Source organism: Streptomyces lincolnensis, assembly GCF_001685355.1.
Lineage (GTDB): Bacteria > Actinomycetota > Actinomycetes > Streptomycetales > Streptomycetaceae > Streptomyces > Streptomyces lincolnensis.
The window spans coordinates 6,998,329-7,016,382 of record NZ_CP016438.1; the positions used below are offsets into that span (position 1 = coordinate 6,998,329).

The 18,054-nt window shown below is 75.4% G+C and carries 6 protein-coding genes; all 6 read left to right on the forward strand.

What is annotated here, in order from left to right:
* The first annotated feature begins 158 nt into the window (after positions 1 to 158).
* The 6 genes from SLINC_RS31355 to SLINC_RS31380 are packed head-to-tail and all read left to right on the forward strand — an operon-like array spanning position 159 to position 18,047.
* Positions 159 to 7,736: a hybrid non-ribosomal peptide synthetase/type I polyketide synthase gene (locus SLINC_RS31355; protein ID WP_079164823.1), complete on the forward strand. Its 7,578-nt coding sequence runs from the start codon at positions 159 to 161 to the stop codon at positions 7,734 to 7,736.
* Positions 7,733 to 9,007 (forward strand): MFS transporter, encoded by a 1,275-nt coding sequence (locus SLINC_RS31360; protein ID WP_079164824.1) that lies wholly within the window; start codon positions 7,733 to 7,735, stop codon positions 9,005 to 9,007. Before SLINC_RS31355 ends, SLINC_RS31360 begins: the two co-directional genes overlap by 4 nt.
* Positions 9,004 to 12,516 carry a non-ribosomal peptide synthetase gene (locus SLINC_RS31365; protein ID WP_067440051.1) on the forward strand — a complete coding sequence of 1,171 codons (3,513 nt, stop codon included), beginning with the start codon at positions 9,004 to 9,006 and terminating at the stop codon, positions 12,514 to 12,516. The genes SLINC_RS31360 and SLINC_RS31365 overlap by 4 nt, the downstream gene beginning before the upstream one ends.
* A complete protein-coding gene (locus SLINC_RS50165; RefSeq protein ID WP_067440054.1) occupies positions 12,509 to 15,172 on the forward strand; it encodes a type I polyketide synthase in 2,664 nt (887 codons plus the stop codon). The genes SLINC_RS31365 and SLINC_RS50165 overlap by 8 nt, the downstream gene beginning before the upstream one ends.
* A complete protein-coding gene (locus tag SLINC_RS31375; protein WP_067440057.1) occupies positions 15,169 to 17,265 on the forward strand; it encodes an amino acid adenylation domain-containing protein in 2,097 nt (698 codons plus the stop codon). Before SLINC_RS50165 ends, SLINC_RS31375 begins: the two co-directional genes overlap by 4 nt.
* Positions 17,262 to 18,047 (forward strand): thioesterase II family protein, encoded by a 786-nt coding sequence (locus tag SLINC_RS31380; RefSeq protein ID WP_067440060.1) that lies wholly within the window; start codon positions 17,262 to 17,264, stop codon positions 18,045 to 18,047. The genes SLINC_RS31375 and SLINC_RS31380 overlap by 4 nt, the downstream gene beginning before the upstream one ends.
* The last annotated feature ends 7 nt before the right edge of the window (positions 18,048 to 18,054 follow it).

The window sequence follows — 18,054 nt, forward strand, 5'->3', positions numbered from 1 at the left end:
TGGAAATGCCGACTGCGCCCGAGCCGTGCCGCCTTGTGGGGCGGTTGTGACTCCAGTGACGTGTGATGCGTGCCATACCGAAGATGAGTGCAGCTTGAATCGACCCTGGGCACATAGCCCTCCAGGCACCACGATCTTCAGCGTCCACGGGGGACACGATGAGCGCGTTGGCCGGCACAGGGCCGTTGAGTTTTGCCCAGGAGCGTCTCTACGTCGCACGCGAGGCGGCGGGACAGGACGACGCCTACCTGGTGATCGTGGCGATGCACATCGACGGCGATCTCGACGTCGAGGCGCTGCACCGGGCCGTTCGGCGGGTGACGGACCGCCATGACTCGTTACGGGCCACCTTCGCCTTCGAGGACGGCCGGCTGGTGCAGCGCATACCCCGGCGCGGCGCCGAGCCCTCGTGGACGGTCACCGGGTCCGAGGCGACTGTCGAGCCGGCCGCCGAGCCGGCGGAAGCGGTGCGCGCTCTGGTGCGTCGGCTGAGCGAGACGCCCTTCGACCTGGCCGCCGGTCCGCCGGTCCGCTGGGGACTGACCCGGATCGGGCCGGGGGAGTACGGGCTGGTCCTGGTGGCCCATCACATCGTGTGCGACGGCTGGTCGCTCGGTGTGATCTTCCGCGACCTGGAGACGGCCTACCGCACGCCCCCGGAGAGCGAGCCCTTCGACGGCGAGGCCCCCGGTCCGCTCACCTGGGCGGTACGCGAGCGGGACCGCTGGACGGCGGGCGGGGCCGCGTCGGCCGATCTGGACTTCTGGCGCGGCTACCTGGCGGACATGAACCCGCTGGCCCTGCCGACCGACCGGCCCCGCCCGGCGGTCCCCAGCGGCGCCGGCGGCACCGTACTGGTCCCCCTGGACGAGGAGTTGGTGACCCGGCTGCGAGAGACCGCGCGGCGGGCGGGCGCCACCGTCTTCATGGCCTTCGCCGCGCTGTACGCGTCCGTCCTCGGCCGCTACGCCCGTCAGGACGACGTGGTGATCAGCAGCCCCGTCGCGGGCCGGCACTCCGAGGAGGAACAGGGCCTCGTCGGCTGCCAGGTGAACATGGTCCCGCTGCGCCTGGACGTCTCCGGCCGCCCGGCCTTCACCGACCTGCTCCGCAGGACACGCACCGCCGTGCTGCCCGCCATGGCCCGGCAGAACGTACCCGTCGACGTGCTGGTCAGGGACCTCTCCCTGCGCGGCGCCGCCGGACGGTCGCCGCTCATGCAGTGCTCACTGGCGGTGCAGAACTTCGACGCCGCGCTGCCCGACCTCCCCGGGACGACGGTCACCCCGGTCGAGGTGTACGGCGACCGCGCGAAGTGGGACCTGGCCCTGACCGTCGACCTCTCCGGTGAACACCCCTCCCTGCGGCTGGAGTACGACGCCGACATCCTGCTGGCACCGACCGCCGAGACCCTCGTACGCCACCTGGAGGCGGCGCTCCGGCACGCGGTCGAGGCGCCCGACGAGCCGGTGGGAATGGTGGACGCACGGGAGACCGTCCACCTCACCCTCGAAGTGAACCCGGCGCCCGCCGCGGCCGAGACCGAGACCGTGCTCTCCCGGTTCCGGCGCGCCCGCGCGGCCCGCCCCGGCCACCCGGCGCTGACCGACGGGACGACCACGCTGACGTACGCCGAACTCGACGCCCACGCGGACCGCGTCGGTCGGCGGCTGCGGGCCGCGGGGGCCGGGCCGGGCACCAGGGTCGGCGTCTGCGGGCGGCGCACCCCCTGGACCGTCGTCGCGATGCTGGCCGTGTGGAAGGCCGGCGCGACCTACGTCCCGCTCGACCCGGCCGGGCCGAGCGAGCGCCTGCGGTCCATCGCGGAGCGCGCCGGGATCGGCCTCGTCCTGGTGGACCGGGCGAGCCGGCCGGTCCTGGCGGAGTGGCTGCCGACCGCGGAACTGCTGGTCGTGGACGCGCCGGAGACGGAGGGGATCACCGAGGCCGCGCCCTTGGCGCACGGCGGTCCTGACGTCTCGCTGGTGATCGACGGTGGTCCTGGCGTCTCGCCCCTGGCCGACGGCGTTCCCGGCGTCTCGCCCGTGGCCGGCAAAGGCTCGGCCGCCTCGCCCGACAGCACCCCTGACGCCCTGCCGCTGGAAGCGAGCGATCCAGGGCAGAGCGCGTACGTCATCTTCACCTCGGGCTCGACCGGGCTGCCCAAGGGCGTCGAGGTGCCGCACTCCTGTCTCGCCCAGCTCTTCGCCGACCGGCCCGCCGGGCTGGAGGTGGACGGGACGGACGTCTGGCTCTGCGCCCACTCCTTCGCGTTCGACTTCTCGGTGTGGGAGATCTGGGGCCCGCTGACCACCGGCGGCACCTGTGTCCTCGCGACCGACGACCAGGTGCGCGACCCGGCGGCGCTCGCCGCCCTGGTGCGCGGGAGCGGGGTGACGGTCCTCAGCCAGACCCCGGGATCGCTGCACCGCCTGGCCCCGGCCCTGACCGCGACGCCCGGCCCCGGGCCGCGGTACATCGTGCTCGGCGGCGAGGCACTCGACTGGGACCGGCTGGCCCTGTCGCTGGGCGACGGCGCTCCCGACACCACGGTCGTGAACATGTACGGCATCACCGAGGGGACCGTCCACGTCACCGCGCACCCGGTGCCCGGCGACGCACTGGCCTCGGTGCGGGCGAACACGATCGGCGTCCCGCTCCCGCAGGCCCGCTGCTACGTCCTCGACGAGGACGGCGCACCCACCGGACTCGACGTGCCCGGCGAGCTGTACATCGGCGGCGGCCACGTGGCCCGCGGATACCTGGGCGACGCCGAACAGACCGCGCGGCGCTTCACCCCCGACCCGTTCCACCCCGGCGGGACGATGTACCGCACCGGCGACCTCGCCCGGTGGCGCACCGGCGGCACGCTGGAGTACCTGGGACGCGTCGACGACCAGCTGAAGGTGCGGGGCTATCGCGTCGAGCCGGCGGAGGTCGAACGGGCCGTGCTCGGGCTGCCCGGCCCGCGTCGGCCCTCGGCCTGCCGCGTCCTGGCCCACGACGACACGCTGGTCGCCTTCGTCGTCGTGGCGGGACCGCTGCCGGAGAACGAACTCCGCGACCACCTGCGGACGGTCCTGCCGCCGTATCTCCGGCCGGGGCGGTTCGTGCAGGTCGACGAGATCCCGCTGACCGCGAACGGGAAGGCGGACCGCGCACGGCTCCTGGCACTGCCGGCCCGGGAGGGGACGGCGGCCGGCGCGCCCGCCCCGGACGCCCAGGACCTCACCAGGACCGTGCTCGCGATCTGGCAGGAGGTGCTCGGACGGTCCGACATCGGCCTGGACGACAACTTCTTCGACGCCGGCGGGCACAGCTTCGCCCTGCTGAAGGTCCACGAGGCACTGGGCCGGGCCGGACTGGAGATCAGCGTCACCGATCTCTTCCACCACACCACCGTCGAGGCATGCGCCCGTTTCCTGCACGGGGCGAGCGAGGCGAACAGGGGTGGCGCCGAGGTCTTGTCGGAACCCACGAGCGGCCCGGGCCCCGGTCGTCGGCGCCCCGGCGACGGGCGGATCGCCGTGGTCGGGATGGCGGCACGCCTGCCCGGCACCGGGGAGGATCTGGACGCGTTCTGGCGGATGGTGCGGTCCGGCGGGCACGCCGCCGCCCGCTTCGACGAGGCCGAACTGCGCGCGGCGGGCGTACCCCTCGGCATCCTCGAACAGCCCGGCTACGTCCCGGTGCGCGCCGTCGTGGAGGACATCCCGGGATTCGACCGGAAGCTGTTCGGCTACTCCCCGCTGGAGGCCTCCCTGCTCGACCCGCAGCAGCGGATGCTGCTGGAGTGCGCCTGGAGGGCGCTGGAGGACGCCGGGTACGCGCCGGCCGGGCCGGACGAGAACCGCATCGGTGTCTTCGCCGGCGTCGGGAGCAACTCCTATCTCCTGGAGGAGCTGCTCGCCCACCCGAAGGCCCTGGACAGCGCGGGCCCGCTGCAAGCGGTCATCGCCTCCGAGAAGGACTTCGCCGCCACCCGGATCTCCTACAAGCTCAACCTCCAGGGGCCCGGCGTCACGGTCCAGACCGCGTGTTCGACCTCGCTGGTCGCCACGCACATGGCCGTGCAGAGCCTGCTGTCGTACGAGAGCGATCTCGCCCTCGCCGGCGGCTGTTCCCTCGCGCCGCCGTCCCGGCACGGCTACGTCCACGAGCCCGGCGGCATCTTCTCGCCCGACGGTCTGTGCCGGCCGTTCGACCAGGAGGCCGGGGGCACCGTGCCGGGGGACGGCGCGGGTGTCGTCGTACTGAAGCGGCTGGAGGACGCGCTCGCCGACGGGGACGTGATCCACGGGGTGATCCTCGGGTCGGCCGTCAACAACGACGGTGCCCGGAAGGTCGGTTACACCGCTCCCGGGCCGGCCGCCCAGGCCGGCGTCATCAAGGCGGCCCTGGAGACGGCGGGTGTGCCGGCCGAGTCGATCGGTCTGCTGGAGGCGCACGGCACCGCCACCAGGCTCGGCGACCCGGTCGAGATCTCCGCCGTGCGCGAGGTCTTCCTGACCGGGACGCGCGACGCCGAGCACGCCCCGCTGTACGTGACCGCCGTGAAGTCCAACGTGGGGCACCTCGACGCCGCGGCGGGAGTGGTGGGTCTGATCAAGACCGTGCTCGCGCTGCGCCACGGCACGGTGCCCCCGATCGCGCACTTCACCCGCGCCTCCGAACGGCTCGGGGCGGAGGGGACCGCGCTGCGCTTCCCGGCCGCCGCCCGGCCCTGGCCCCAGGGCGGCACGCCCCGCCGGGCGGGGGTGAGTTCCTTTGGTATCGGCGGGACCAACGCCCATGTCGTCATGGAGGAACCGCCCGCCGCCCCCGTCACCCCCACCGCGCCCGCCACGGTCGCCGAACCCCAGCTGCTGACGGTCTCGGCCGCCGATGAAGCCGCGCTGGACCGGGCCGTGCGGCGGCTGGCCGACCATCTGGAGCGGCACCCGGACCTCCCCCTGGCCGACGTGGCGTACACCCTGCGGACCGGCCGGGCCCGGCTGCCGTGGCGGGCGGCGGTCGTCGCCCCGGACACCGCGGGGGCACCGGCCCTGCTGCGTCGCGCCGCGACCGGCCGTGTCCGGGTCCCGGCCGGCTCCGGCGCCGTCCTGATGTTCCCCGGGCAGGGCACCCAACGACCGGGCATGGGTCGCGCACGCTACGACTCCGACCCCGTCTACCGCGCCTCGGTCGACGAGGGGCTGGCGGCCCTTGACGAGGCGCTGCGCGGGCAGGTGGCCGACGCGCTGCTCAACCCGGAGGCGCCCGGGACGGGTTCCGAGACGGACGGGACGGGTTCCGAGGCGGACGGGGCCATGAGCACCCTGCTCGCCCAGCCCTGTCTCTTCCTCGACCAGGTCGCCACGGCCCGCGGCCTCACCACCCGGGGGCTGGAACCGAGCGCGCTCCTCGGGCACAGCCTGGGCGAGCTGACCGCCGCGTGCGTCGGCGGCGTGCTGACCCTCGCCGACGGCATGACCGCGGTCGCCGCGCGGGCACGGCTGATGCACGCCGCGCCCCCGGGCGCGATGACGGCCGTCGTCGCCCCGGCCGAGGAGGTGGCCGAGTTGCTGCCGGACGGTCTGGTCGTCGCGGCGCTCAACGGACCGCACTCCGTGGTCGTCTCCGGTCCCTTCGACGCCATGGCCGCCTTCGTGGAGTCCTGCCGGGCGGCCGGCCGGCCGACGGTGCCGCTGCGCACCGCGCGGGCGTTCCACTCGCCGAGCATGGACGCGGCGGCCACCGAGTTCGCCGAGGTGATGGCGGGCCTCGCCCTGCGGGCGCCGCGGATCCCGCTGTTCTCCGGCGCGACCGGGCGCGGACTCGCCGACGAGGAGGCCGTGGACCCGCGGTTCTGGGCCTCGCAGATCCGGCTGCCCGTGCGCTTCGCCGAGGCGGTTCGCGCCGCCGCGGACGATCTCGCGCCCGCCGTCTGGTTCGAGACGGGATCGGGCACCACGCTCCAGGGCCTGGTCGGCGACATCCTCCGCGACCGCAAGCCGCTGATCGGCGGGTTCGACCGGGCCCGGCAGAGCGGCTCCCCGGCCTCGGGCCCGGACGCAGTCGGGCTGCTGTGGAGCTGGGGGCTCGGCGAGCTGTGGCGCGGGGACGGCGAGGGCGCCCGGCGGGTGCCGCTGCCGACGTACTCCTTCTCGCGCGAGCGCTGCTGGATCGAGCCGCAGACCGGGCCGCCACAGCCGCGCACACCGGCGGCCCCGCGGCCCGGGGACGTTCCCGTACGGCACATGGAGACCGATGAACGGAGCGACGTGACACAGCAGGAGACGGCCGCGAGCGCGGCCACCACGGAGACCGGAACGACCGGCGGCACGGACACCGACGCGGTGCTGGGCGCCCTGTGGTGCGAGGTCCTGGGCGTCGACGAGGTGGGCCCCGAGGACGACTTCTTCGACCAGGGCGGCCACTCCCTCGCCGCGCTGCGGCTGAGCGCCCGGGTCCGTGACGCGCTGGGGCTGGAACTGAGCCTGGACTCCTTCTTCGACGAGTCCACCTTCGGCGGCCTGGCCCGCGTCGTACGGGACCGGCTGGGCGTCCCGGCCCGCCCCGCACCGGCGCCCCGGACCCCGACGCCCCAGGCCCAGGCCCAGGTCCAGGCCCGGGCGACCGAGGCCGTACCGGTCACGACGGCCTCCACCCCCACCGACGCCCTCTCCACCAGCGTCTACTTCTTCTCCTCCGCCGAGGGCCCCCTCGGATCCGACTACGACCTCGTCCTCGCCGCCGCCCGGGAGGCGGACGCCCTCGGCTACGAGGCGATCTGGACGCCGGAGCGGCACTTCCACGAGTTCGGGGCGCAGTACCCCAACCCCGCTGTGCTGGGCGCGGCGCTGGCGACCGCGACCGAGCGGATCCACATCCGCGCGGGCAGTGTCATCCCCGCCCTGCACAACCCGCTGCGCCTGATCGAGGACTGGCGGATCGTCGACCGGCTCTCGGGCGGCCGGATCGGGGTGTCCTTCGCCCCCGGTTTCCACCCGGCCGACTTCGCGCTGGCGCCCGACCGGTTCGCGGGCCGCCGGGACACCTTCGAGGACGACGTACGGCGGCTGCGCGCCCTCTGGTCCGAGGGGGTCGTGCCCGACGCCCTCGACGGCACCGGCGGCCGGACCCGGGTGTCGCTGTACCCGAGGCCCGTACAGCCGGAGCTGCCGACCTGGCTGACCGCGACCTCGAACGACGAGAGCTTCCGCCGGGCCGGCGCCCTCGGGGCCAACCTCCTCACCGCGCTGCTGGAACTGCGGGTCGACGAACTCGCCGACAAGGTCCGGATCTACCGCAAGGCGCGCGAGGAGGCCGGGCACGATCCCGCGACCGGCCGCGTCACGCTGATGGTCCACACCTACGTGGGCGAGTCGGAGGACATGGTCGAGGAGGTCTGCCACGACCCCTTCATCCGCTATCTGCGCAGCCACACCCACCTGGTGGGCACCCTCACCACCGCCCTGGCGGAGGAGCGGATCGACCTGGCAGGGGCCAGCCCGAAGGACATCGACGCGATCCTGCGGCGCGCCTACCGCAAGTTCCGCACCGACCGCGCCCTGCTCGGCGACCCGGACGCGGTGCGGCGGCGCTGCGCACTCCTGCGGGAGGCGGGGGTGAACGAGATCGGCGCCCTCGTCGACTTCGGCCTGACCGAGCGCCAGGTGCTCGGCAGCCTGCGGCGGCTGGCCCGGCTGCGGGACGAGATGGCGGGAGCCGGCGCCGGAACCGCCGCCCGATGAGCGGGGTGTTCCGCAGGTTCCTGACCGCCACCGCGGTCTCGGACACCGCCAACGGCGTCTTCGCGGTGGCCGCGACGATGACGGCGGCCACCACCGCGCACTCCGCGGCGGCGGTCGCCGCGGTCACCGTCGCCGCCACCCTGCCCTGGCTGATCGCCGCGGTGCCGGCCGGCGTGCTGGTCGACCGCCTCGACCCGGTCCGGGCCGTCACGCTCGCCAACCTCGGGCGCGCCGCGGCGATGCTCGGCCTCGCGGCGCTGATCTGGGCCGACGTGGCGCTCACCGTCACCGTGCCGGTCCTGGTCTTCGTGGTGTCCTGCTTCCAGACCGTCGTCGACACCGCGGCCGAGGTCGTCACGGCGAACGCGGTCGACGACGCGCGCCGCACCCGGGCCAACGGTCTGCTGGCCGTGTCGACCCGGCTCTTCTACCAGTTCCTGGGCCCGGCCCTGGCGGGCGTCCTGGTCGACGTCGACCAGGTGCTGCCCGGCCTGCTGTCCGGGCTGGCGTGCCTGGCCGCCGCACTGGTCGCCGCCCAACTGCCGCGCACCGCGGCCCGCGTGGACACCGCGGAGGCGTCCACCGGCTTCTGGGACGGGGCCCGGATCGTCTTCTCCCGGCCGATCCTCGCGACCATCGTCGCCGTGGGCGGTCTGACGACGATCGCCAACAGCATCTTCTTCACGGTCCTCGTGGTGTACGCGATCACACCGGGCCCGCTCGCCCTGTCCGCGTCGCAGTACGGCTTCCTCGTGGGTGCCATCGGCGTGGGCGCGGCCGTCGGCGCCCTGACCACCCACCGGGTGGAGCGGTGGGTGGGCCGCAGCACGACCCTCACCCTCACCCGGGTGGGCTGGGCCCTGGTGTTCGCGGGCCCGCTGTTCGCCGAGGGCGTCCTGCTGACGGCCGTGATGACGGTCGGCAGCGCGCTCGGCGGGATGTGGTCGGTCGAGTCGATGTCGGTACGGCAACTCACCGTCAGCCGGGGCGACCTGGGCCGCGTCAGCGGTGCCTCGCGGATGCTGACGTACGGGATGACACCGGTCGGCGCGGCGATCGGCGGCACCGTCGCGCTCGCCGTCGACGCCACGACGCTCTTCGCGGTGTCCACCGTCCTGACCCTGCTCACCGTCATCCCGATCCGCGTGTATCTGTCCGACCGGGCGATCGAGGCGGCGACCCGGCCGCCCGAGCCCGGCCTTGAGAAGGAACCGGTGTCCGGCAACGAGAAAGAACCGGTGTCCGGCGACGAGGGGGAGAACGACCGGTGAGCACCGACACACCACACCAGACGACGACCGCCGAGGACTGGGCGCCGCTGCTCGACGAGGCGCTGCGCCCCACCGCGCGCCCGCCCGGCGCCTGGACCGACGCCTCCTTCGGCGCCCTCGGCGGCTCCTCGCTCCAGGCGTACCACCTGGTGGCGCTCGGCGAACGGCGGCTCGGCCGGGCACCGGACCTGCCACGGCTGCTGAGCGACGCCCCGCTGGGCGAGGTGCTCACCGCCGCCCGGCCGGTGGACGCCCGGCCCGCGCCGCCGCCCCCGCCCGGCGACCGGCCGCTCCTGCCCGGACAGGAGCCGATGCTGACGGCCCATCTGGCCGGCCGCGACGCGGCCTACCGGCTGATGTTCTCCCTCACGGCCCCCGACCTGGACAGCACCCGCGTCGCCGCGGCGCTGCGGGCGCTCACCACCCGGCACGAGTCCCTGCGCACGCGGTTCGCCACCGAGGGCGACACCTTCGTACGACGTGTCCTGCCCCAGTGGCGGGTCCCGTTGCGCGAGCTGGAACTCCCCGCGGGCCCCGGCGACCCGGCCACCCGGATGGAGGCGCTGCTCGCGCCGGCCGCAGGCGGTCACCTCCGGCCGTTCGAGCAGCCGCCCTGGTGCGCCTTCGTCGGCCGCTCCGCCGAGGACGACGACGTGCTCACCCTGCTGCTCCACCACACGATCGCCGACGGCTGGAGCGTCGGCGTCCTGCTGCGCGAGTTCGCGGAGTTCTACGGCACGCCTGGCGCCGCTGCCGGGAGCGCCCCCGTACCGGACTCCTCGCTGTCCCGGTACCGCGAGCGGGCCGGTTCGGGGCGGCTCGCGGACGACCTCGGCCGGGTGGCCGAGCGGCTGGCGGACGCACCGGCCGGCCGGCGCCTGCCGGGACCGGACGGGGCCCAGGACGGGCCGTTCGACCCGGAGGGCGGACGGCTGCCCTTCGTCCTGCCGCCCGACGTACGGGACGCGGTCGAGGCCGTGGCCCGGCGGGCCGGGGTGCGTCGCCCGGTCGTCCTGCTGGCGGCGTGGGCCCTGGTGCTGGGGCGCCGCGCGGGGACCGAGGACCTCGTCCTGGGGATGCCGACGAGCGGGCGCTTCCGGGCCGGCCAGTTCGACGCGGTCGGACTGCTGACCCGGGTGGCCCCGCTCCGGATCCGGCTGGAGCCCGGGCACACGGTCGCGGACCACCTCCGTGCGACGGCGGCCGAGCACGGCGCCGCGCTCCGGGACTCCGAGGCCCCCTACGAGGACGTCGTGCGCCACCTGGCCGCGCACCCCGTGCGCGGCTCCAACGCACCGGCCCCGTTCGCCTTCGCCGCGCACGACGAACTGGTCCCGGCCACCGTCGACCTCGCCGGAACTCCGGCCGCCGTGACCGAAGGGCACTGCCGCGGCGCGGTGTTCGACGCGATCCTCTATCTCCGGCGCTGGGGGAGCGAGCCGGCCCTCGCGCTGGAGTACTCGGTCGGCACCGTCGGACCGCGGACCGCCGCCGCGCTGGCTGGCGCCCTCCTCACCACCCTGCGTGAGTTCGCCCAGGACCCGGACGCGCCGATCGGCCCCCTCACCGGGCTGTCGGCCGTCGAGCGGGCCCGCGTCACCGCCTCGGCACGCCCCACGCCCCCCGCGGCGGACGGGCCCCCGGGGCTCTGGGACCGCTTCGCGGCGACGGTCGAGCGGTGCCCCGACGCCGTCGCCGTCACCGATCCGGCCGCCGGCCACACGCTGACCTACCGTCAGCTCGACCGGGCCGCCGCGCGGTACGCCGCCGTCCTGCGCCGGGCGGGGGTCGGGGCCGGCGACCGGGTGATCGTCCAGGTGGACCGCTCGGCCGCGGAGGTCGTCGCGGTGCTCGCGCTCCTGCGGACGGGGGCCTGCTACGTCCCCGTGCCCCGGGAGACGGCCGCCGACTGGCGTACGGAGGTGCTCCGCGTCACCGGGGCGACCGTCGCCGTCACCTCGGCCGGACTGCGCGGCGACTGGCCCGAACGGGTAAGGCCGGTGGCCCCGTGGGCGCCGGACCCGGCACCGGACGACGAGAGCCAGATCGCGCAGCCGCAGCCGCAGCCGCAGCCCCGCACCGCCGACAGCACGGCCTACGTCTCCTTCACCTCCGGGACCACGGGCACGCCCAAGGGCGTCGAGGTGCCCGACCGCGCGGTGATCCGCCTCGCGACCGACCCGGACCTGCTGCGCGCGGCGGACGACGAGGACCCCGGCCGGCGCCGCTCGATGCTGCGGATGGCGCCCCTGGCGTTCGACGCCTCCACCCTGGAGCTCTTCCACCCGCTCCTCAACGGGGACCGTGTCACGATCCTCCCGCCGGGACCCGCCGCGCCCCGCGAGATCGGTGCCTTCCTGCGGGAGGAAGGCGTCACCCACGCCTGGCTGACCGCGGGGCTCTTCCGCCTGATGGCCCGCCACGAAGCGGCCGCGCTCGGCGCGCTCCGCCAGGTGCTGACCGGCGGGGACGTGGTCTCCCCGGCCCATGTCCGCACCGTCATGGAGGCCGGCCCGGGACTCCGGGTCACCAACGGGTACGGCCCGACCGAGAACACCACCTTCACCACCGTCCACCACGTGACCTCGGCGGAGGAGGTCGGCGACACCGTCCCCATCGGCCGGCCGGTCAACGGCACCGGTGTCCTCGTGGCCGACGAGGCGGGCCGGCCGGTCCCGCCCGGCGTGGACGGCGAGCTGTACGCCACCGGCCTCGGCCTCGCGCACGGCTATGCCGGGGACGCCGGACGCACCGCCGCGGCCTTCGTGACCCTGCCCTGGCTCGCCGGTGAACGCGCCTACGCCACCGGGGACGTCGTCCGCTGGGACGACACCGGGCGGCTGCTCTTCCGCGGCCGCCGGGACCGGCAGATCAAGGTCCGCGGCCACCGCGTGGAACTCGCCGCGATCGAGGCGCACCTGCGGGCCCGGCCCGGTGTCGTCGACGCGCACGTGAGCGCCGTCGGCACGGACGACAGCGACGAGACCGACCGGGCCGTCCTCGCTGCGGTCGTGGGCCCGCCCGCGTCCGCCCTGCGCGAGCTCGTCACCTCCCTCGCGGACACCTTCCCGCCGTACGCGCGCCCCGCACTGTGGTGTCTGGTGCCGTCCCTGCCCCTGAACCACAACGGCAAGGTGGACACCGCCGCCCTGGCCGCCCGCGCACAGCCGACGGAGCGTTTTCTGACGGAGGCGCGGGAGACGGACCAGGCGCGGGAGGCCACAGCTGGGCAGCCGTCGGCGTCCCCGGAGCCGGCCGTGCGCGAACCCACCGCCGACGACCTCGTCGAGGAGGTCGCCGGTGTCTGGCGGCTTCTCCTCGGCGGTGACGACTTCGACTACGACGAGGCGTTCTTCGACGCGGGCGGCGACTCGCTGCAACTCACCGAGATGCGCGACGCGTTGCGCAAGCGTTTCCCGGGGGTCCGGATCACCTCGGTCGACATCTACCGCGCCCCGACGGTCAACCGGTTGGCGGCGCACATCAAGGAGGGCTTGCGCGGTGCGTGAAGCGGAGACCGAGCCGATCGCCGTCGTCGGGGTGTATGCCAGGACCCCGGGCACGGGAGACGACCTCGACGCCTTCTGGGACGCGGTGACCGAGGGCCGCGACGCGGTGACCACCTTCCCGGACACCGGCAGCGGCACCGGCACCGGCCCCGACGGCGGCCCCGACCGGGTCCCCCGGCGCGGAGTCCTCGCGGACGTGGGCCTGTTCGACGCCGAGGCCTTCCAAATGCCTCCGAGAGAGGCCGAGTTGACCGACCCACAGCACCGGCTGCTGCTGGAGGCCGCGTGGGTGCTGCTGGAACGGGCCGGATACGGCACCGGCGGCGACCGGGCCACCGGGCGCGACGGCGGCGGACGGCCCGGCGGGCGCGTCGGCGTCTTCGCGGGCGCGGGCCTGGACTACTACCTGCTGCGCCACATCCTCGCCGACCCCTCGATCGAGGCCGTGGAAGGACTGCTGCCCATCGTCCTGGCCAACGACAAGGACCACCTCGCCGCCAAGATCGCCTACCGGCTCGGACTGACCGGACCGGCGATGACCGTCCAGACCGCCTGCTCGACCTCACTGGTCGCCGTGCACCAGGGGGTGCGGGCGCTGCGCTGCGGGGACGCCGACGTGGTGCTGGCGGGCGGGGTCACCGTCGAACTCCCGCAGGACGAGGGCTACTCGCTCACCCCGGGCAGTGTGCTCTCCCGCAGCGGACGCTGCCGCCCGTTCCTCGCGGGCCGGGACGGCTCCGTGCCCGCCAACGGCCTCGGCATGGTAGCCCTGCGGCGGCTGTCGGACGCGCTCGCCGACCACGACACCGTCCTGGCCGTGATCCGCGGCTCGGCGATGAACAACGACGGCGGCGACAAGGCCGGGTACACCGCTCCGGGGTTCGCGGGCCAGGTCGACGTGGTGCGCGCGGCCCACAGGGACGCCGGGATCGACCCCGGGACGATCGGCTACCTGGAGGGCCACGGCACCGGCACCGAGGTCGGCGACGACATCGAACTCGCCGCGCTGTCCGAGGTGTTCGCCCGCGGCCGGGCGGACGAGCCGCTGCCCCTCGGCTCGGCCAAGGCCACCTTCGGCAATCTGGGCGCGGCCGCCGGTGTCGTAGGGCTGGTCAAGACGGTGCTGGCCCTCCGGCACCGGACCCTCCCGCCCCTGCCGGGTGCCGGGGAGGAGACGGCCACGGACGATCTGCCGGACGGCTTCGTGCTGGACCCGGTCGCCCGGCCCTGGGCCGTCGTGCCGGGGGTGCCGAGGCGGGCCGGGATCAGCTCCTACGGCATGGGCGGCACCAACTGCCATGTCGTGGTCGAGGAGTTCCACACCGCCGCGCCGGAGCCCGCCGAGGATCTGGCGGCGGCGGTGATCCCGCTGTCGGCGACCGGCCCGGAGAGCGTGCTGCGCTACCGGGACGCCCTGGTGGAGCACCTGGCGGCCCGGCCCGGCCGGGTGGGCGAGGTCGCCCGCACCTTCGTCACGGGCCGCCGCGTCCTGCCTGTACGCCTGAGCCTCGTACTGACACCGGACGGCCCGGTGCCCGATTCCCTCCAGGACGCTCCGCGCCGCGTGGCACGGAAGGCACCGGCGGTCGTGTTCGCCTTCGGTGACGAGCGGGACCCCGCACCGGGCGCGCTGGCGGACCTGTACGCCCGCCATGCGGTGGTGCGCGACCGGGTGGAGGAGATCCTCGCCCCGCTGGGGGAGGAGGGCACGAGGATCCGGGCGGCCCTGCTGGAGGAGACACCGTCCGCCGAACTCGCCCCCGTGCGCCTGTACGTCATCCAGGTGGCCACCGCCGAGTTGCTGCGGTCCCTGGGCGTTGAGCCGGTCGCCGTACTGGGCCACGGCCCGGGGGAGTTCGCGGCGGCCTGCGTCGCGGGCGAGTTCTCGGCGGCCGACGGCGTGGGCCTGCTGCGGTCGACCACTGGGGAGGCCGCCGTGACGGCCGCCGTCAAACCGCCGTCCCTGGCGGTCGTCTCCACCCGCACGGGCCGGGCCGTGGACCCGCGCACGGGCCGGGACGCCCCCTGGTGGCAGGACCGGCAGCGGCCCGAGCACGTCCCGGACGCCGTGCGGACCCTCGCCGCGACCGTCCCGGGCGCCCTGGTCGTCGACATCGGCCCCGGGCGGTCGCTGACCGATCTGCTGTCCCCGTACGCCGGGGACGGCGGCCCGTCCGACGTGGTGCCGGTGCTGCCCGGCCCGGGAGCGGTGCCGTTCCTCACCCAGCTCGGCCGACTGTGGTCGGCGGGCGTCGGGGTCGACCTGGGGGCGGCCAACGGGGCCGACGGCTACCGTCGCGTGCCGCTGCCCACCTACCCGTTCGACCGGCGGCCGCACTGGATCGACGCGGCCCGCGAGAAGGGCACGGCCGACGAGTCCGCGGCGCCCACGGACCCGGCGGGCGGCGAGGAGACGCTGTCCCGGGTGCTCCGGATCTGGGAGGAGATCCTCGGGCTCACCGACATCGAGCCCGACGCCGACCTGTACATGCTCGGCGGGGACTCCTTCACCCTGGTCCGGCTGGCCGGCCGGCTCTCGCGGAGCTGCGGCCCGGAGATCACGGCGACCGACCTGTTCGGCGTCGACCTCACCCCCCGCGCCATGGCCGGCCTGATCGACGAGCTGGCCACCGCGCCCCGGAAGGAGGCGCGGTGACCGTGCGTCAGCAGGAGTCCGGGGAACAGCACTTCACCGTCCAGGCCCCGGACCGGACCTCGGCCGCCCTGGCGGCCGCCCTCGTGGCGGCCCGGGTCTGCCACACCGGCGAGGCCACCGTCCGGATCGGCGCGGACGCCTCGCCCTCTCCCGACGGGACGAGCCTGCCCCTGGCGGAGGGCGGCCGGGACACGATCACCGCACTCGCCCGGGCCGTCGCCGAGTACGCCGCGTACGGCACCGTCCGCCTCGACGTGCACTGCGACAGCTGCCGGGACGGCTCCGGCGACCACCGGCCCGGCCGGCTCGCCCTGCCGCCCGGCGCGCAGGCCGGCCCGCACACGGTGGTGCACGACTGCGGCGGGACGTTCACCCGCTGGGGCCCCGAACGGACCCGGACCGTGCTGGAGCGCCTCGCCACGTTCCCCGAGGCCGGTCTCGACCGTCTGGTGGTCGCCGGGGCGGAGGAGCGCCGCATGCTCCTGACCCTCGGCGGGGCGCGGGTGGCCCGGCCGGCCACCCCCCTGCACGAGCTGATCGCGCAGGCCGCCGACCGCCACCCCTCCCGGGTGGCGGTGACCGCCGACGGTGAGTCGCTGACGTACGGCGAACTGCTCGCGCGGGCCCACGGGTTCGCCGACCGGCTCCGGGCCGAGGGCGTGTGTCGCGGTGACGTCGTCGGGGTGAGCGCGTGGCGCTCGCTGGACCTCCCCGGCGTGCTGCTGGGCGTCCTGCTGGCCGGGGGCGCCTATCTGCCGCTCGGCACCGAGGCCCCGCCCGCACGGCTGGGCACCATGATCGGCACCGCCGGCGCCCGGGTCGTCGTGTGCGCCGACGACACCGCCGACAGGATCCGGCAGGCCGCACCCGACGCGGTCCTGCTGGACCTCACCGGCCGCCGGCTGCCCGGACCCGCGGCCCCGGAACCGCCCCACCGCACGGCGGGGGGACCCACGGCGCGCCCCGAGGACCCGGCCTACGTCCTGTTCACCTCCGGCTCGACCGGGCGCCCCAAGGGTGTCGTCGTGCCGCACGCCGCCATCGTCAACCGGCTGCTGTGGATGCAGGACCACTTCCGCCTCGACGCCTCGGACATCGTCCTCCAGAAGACCCCGTTCGACTTCGACGTCTCGGTCTGGGAGTTCTTCTGGCCGCTGCTGGCCGGGGCCCGGCTGGCGATGGCGCCGCCGCTCGCGCACCTCGACCCCGAGGAGATGGCCGAGACGGTCGTCCGGGAGGAGATCACCGTCGCCCACTTCGTGCCCTGCGTCCTGGAGCAGTTCCTCCGCGAGCCACGGGCCGCGGACTGCGCCCGGCTGCGCCGCGTGGTGTGCAGCGGCGAGGTGCTCCCGCCCGCGCTGGCCGACCGGGCGGCGGCCGTCCTCGGCGCCACCGTGCACAACCTCTACGGCCCCACCGAGGCGGCCGTGGACGTGACCTCCTGGGACTGCCGCACCCCCGAGCCGGGGCCGACCGTGCCGATCGGACCGCCGATCGACAACGTCGACGCCCACGTCCTCACCCCGGCAGGCGAACCGGTGCCCTTCGGCGCGGTCGGCGAACTCCACCTCGCCGGGGTCTGCCTCGCCTCGGGCTACGCGGGAGCCCCGGACCTCACCCGGGAGCGGTTCGTGCCCGACCCCTTCACCGCCGGCCCGGGTGGACGGATGTACCGCACCGGCGACCTCGTCCGCTGGCTCCCTGCGACGTCCGCCGACGGCCGGGCGGCCCTGGACTACCGGGGGCGGCTGGACCAGCAGATCAAGGTCCACGGGGTGCGGATCGAGGCGGGGGAGGTCGAGCACGTCCTGGACCAGCATCCGAAGGTCCGCGCGAGCGCGGTCGTGAAGATCGCGACACCCGGCGGGGACCGGCTGATCGGCTGCCTCCTGGTGGAACCGGGTGACCCGCCCGGCCGGGCGGAACTGCGCCGCCACGCCCGGGCCAGCCTGACCCCCGCCATGATCCCGAGCCGGTTCACCGTCCTCGACCGGTTCCCCATGACCACCAGCGGCAAGATCGACCGCGCGCGGCTGCGGGAACTCGCCCTGGAACCGGGCTCCGAGACACCCACCCTGGAGCCGCTGCGATGACCTCCGTCCTCTTCCCGCTCGACCCCGGCCGCTTCGCACGACAGGAGCCGGACGGGCTCCCGCTCGTGGCGGTGCCGCACGCCGGCGGCACCGCGCACGCCTACCGCGGCTGGACGGAACCCGCCCGCGCCCGGGGCCTGCGCGTGTTCGGCGTGCGTACGGCGATGCCGACGGACCCCGATTCCCCCGAGCGGACCGTCCGGGCCCGGGCCCGGCGCCTGGCCGAGTCCCTGGCCGAACTGGGCGAGCCCTGCGTCCTGGTGGGCCACAGCCTCGGCGGGCTGATCGCCGCGGAGGCCGTCCTGCACCTGGAGCGGCACCTCGCGGACGCGGTCCCGGCGCTGCTCGTCGTCTGCGCCACCAACCCGCCCCACCTGCCCCGGCCGGTCCCGGTGGCGGGCGGCACCGAGGAGGAGGCGGTGGACTTCCTCCGCACCGTGGGCGGCACACCCCCTCAGGTGCTCGCCGACCCCGGCATGCGGGAGCTGGCCGTGGCGATGCTCCGCAACGACCTCGCCTCCCTGCGCGATTACGCGTGGGACGGCCGGCGCCTGACCACCCCCACCGCCGTGTACGCGGGCCGCACCGACCCGGTCGCCCCGCCCGACTCGCTCGCCGAGTGGACCGGCGCCGCCGAGCAGGTCACGACCCGGGTCTTCGACAGCGGCCACTTCTTCCCGCACGACAGCACGGCCCACCTCCTCGACGCGATCCGGCTCGACCTCGCCGGCTCCCGGGCGGCCCCCGCTCCCGGCCGCCCCCGTCCCGCCCACCGCCCCTGACCTCTGG

Excerpts from the sequence above, each read along its gene's own strand:
- SLINC_RS31380 (WP_067440060.1), top strand. The coding sequence starts at position 17,262 with ATGACCTCCGTCCTCTTCCCGCTCGACCCCGGCCGCTTCGCACGACAG.
- SLINC_RS31355 (WP_079164823.1), top strand. The coding sequence starts at position 159 with ATGAGCGCGTTGGCCGGCACAGGGCCGTTGAGTTTTGCCCAGGAGCGT.
- SLINC_RS31360 (WP_079164824.1), top strand. The coding sequence starts at position 7,733 with ATGAGCGGGGTGTTCCGCAGGTTCCTGACCGCCACCGCGGTCTCGGAC.